The sequence below is a fragment of the Bradyrhizobium sp. PRIMUS42 genome (genome assembly GCF_023006515.1).
Taxonomy (GTDB): Bacteria; Pseudomonadota; Alphaproteobacteria; order Rhizobiales; family Xanthobacteraceae; genus Bradyrhizobium.
Genome location: NZ_JALBGZ010001013.1, coordinates 1 through 1,700 on the forward strand (window position 1 = coordinate 1; position 1,700 = coordinate 1,700).

Consider the following 1,700-nt stretch of genomic DNA (forward strand, 5'->3'; position numbering starts at 1 on the left):
AGCAGCTTGCCCGCGGCGGCGCCGCATCCACGGCTGCGGTGATCCTGTTCGGCGCGCTGGCGGGGGATTATCCGTCGTGACGGCCGCGGTGGCCGTTCGCCCCTTGACGCCGGCTCCGCGAAAGGGGCACACAGGAGAGGCATGGTGCTCAACGCGGCGCAAAGCGTCGGAGCATAATCGGGAATGGGGGTGGGCGGACCAAGTTGCGGCGCCCAAAACCCCAGCCGCCCCCGCGACTGTAAGCGGTGAGGGGCTCCGAACCGCCACTGGGCCGAAAGGTTCGGGAAGGCCGGAGATCCCAGTGAACCGCGAGCCAGGAGACCGGCCCTGCACGTTTTGAGGCCAAGGCCGTCGGGTGTGACGGCAGGAAGGAATTGAGCCATGCATATCGAACCCGGAATCGTGACGGGCGCCAAGCTCGTGTTGAGTTACGCAACCGGCATCGCCGCAGGCGGCGTTGCCTTGAAACTTGCAGCCGAGACCGTGCGCGAGCAGGGCGTCGGCTCTTTCGCGGCGCGAACGCTCGCCACAACGGGCCTCGTCTTCACTTTCTTCCAGGTTCTGCCGCACTTCCCGGTCGGCGTCTCCGAAGTGCACTTCATCCTCGGCTCGACCTTGTTCCTGCTGTTCGGCGCGGCGCCTGCGGCCTTCGGCCTGGCGCTCGGCCTGTTGCTCCAGGGCGTGTTGTTCGAGCCGGCCGACATCCCGCAATACGGCATGAACGTCACGACGCTGCTGGTGCCGCTGTTCGCGATCCAGGCGATCGCCTCGCGGATCATTGCCCGTAACACCGCCTATGTCGATTTGAAGTATCGGCAGGCGCTGGCGCTCTCGACGACCTATCAGGCTGGCGTGATCGCCTGGGTGGCGTTCTGGGCGCTCTATGGCTCCGGTTTTGCCATGAGCAACCTCGCCAACATCGCGGCGTTCGCGGCCTCCTATGCGCTCGTCATCGTGATCGAGCCGCTGGCCGATCTCGCCGTGCTGGCGTTGGCGAAGTCGCTGCGTGGCGTCACCGCGCCAGGCCTCGTCACCCCGCGCCTGCATAACGCGGCCTGAGAGATCAGCGAGGGGCGGTATGCCGCCCCTCGCGCTCGCGATGCTCACGCTCTCCCTGATAGGCATCGGCTGCGGCGATCCCGATCAGCTCACGCGCGCCGCGATCCGCGCCATCAACGCGGCCGATCTCGTCCTGATCCCGCGCAAGGGAACGGCGAAATCCGACCTCGCCGATCTCCGGCGGACGATCTGCGCGGACGTGCTCACCAGCGACAAGACTGAAATCGCCGAGTTCGATCTCCCCGTGCGCGACGCCGGTGAAGCGGATTACCGCAAGGGCGTGGACGATTGGCACGATGCGGTCGCCGCGACCTGGTCGCAGACGATCGCAGAACATCTTGCAGGCAAGGGCAAGGTCGCGCTGCTGATCTGGGGCGATCCCTCGCTCTATGATTCCTCGCTGCGCATTGCGCGTCGGCTCAATCCCTTGCCGAAGATTGAAGTCGTGCCCGGTATCACCTCGATTCAGGCGCTGTGCGCGGCGCATGCGCTGCCGCTCAACGACATCGGCGAGCCCTTTTTGGTCTCGACCAGCGACTGTTTCCGCTTCCAGGCGCGCTTGACCAGAATGGTGCCGTCCGGGAACGGGAGCTTGCCGGCTTGATACGCCTCGATTGCGGTCTGGTTGCCGATGACGGCAC

Annotated in this window: 1 protein-coding gene, 3 pseudogenes and 1 riboswitch; of the genes and pseudogenes, 3 read left to right on the forward strand and 1 reads right to left on the reverse strand. The window is 65.9% G+C overall.

What is annotated here, in order from left to right:
* From MOV75_RS42805 to cobF, 3 genes and pseudogenes are all read left to right on the forward strand, one after another.
* Nucleotides 1–80, forward strand: a pseudogene (locus MOV75_RS42805) (uroporphyrinogen-III C-methyltransferase); the annotation flags it as partial.
* Nucleotides 81–125: 45 nt separating this feature from the next.
* Nucleotides 126–345, forward strand: a riboswitch (cobalamin riboswitch).
* Between the two features lie 36 nt (nucleotides 346–381).
* Complete coding sequence (locus MOV75_RS36930) at nucleotides 382–1,059, forward strand: energy-coupling factor ABC transporter permease (protein WP_246931078.1); 678 nt, start codon at nucleotides 382–384, stop codon at nucleotides 1,057–1,059.
* 40 nt (nucleotides 1,060–1,099) lie between these two features.
* Nucleotides 1,100–1,591, forward strand: a pseudogene (gene cobF, locus MOV75_RS36935) (precorrin-6A synthase (deacetylating)); the annotation flags it as partial.
* 5 nt (nucleotides 1,592–1,596) lie between these two features.
* On the opposite strand, the pseudogene MOV75_RS36940 reads toward cobF, so the two are convergent.
* Nucleotides 1,597–1,700, reverse strand: a pseudogene (locus MOV75_RS36940) (cytochrome P460 family protein); the annotation flags it as partial.

Coding starts and splice junctions, on each gene's coding strand:
- MOV75_RS36930 (WP_246931078.1), top strand. CDS start 382: ATGCATATCGAACCCGGAATCGTGACGGGCGCCAAGCTCGTGTTGAGT.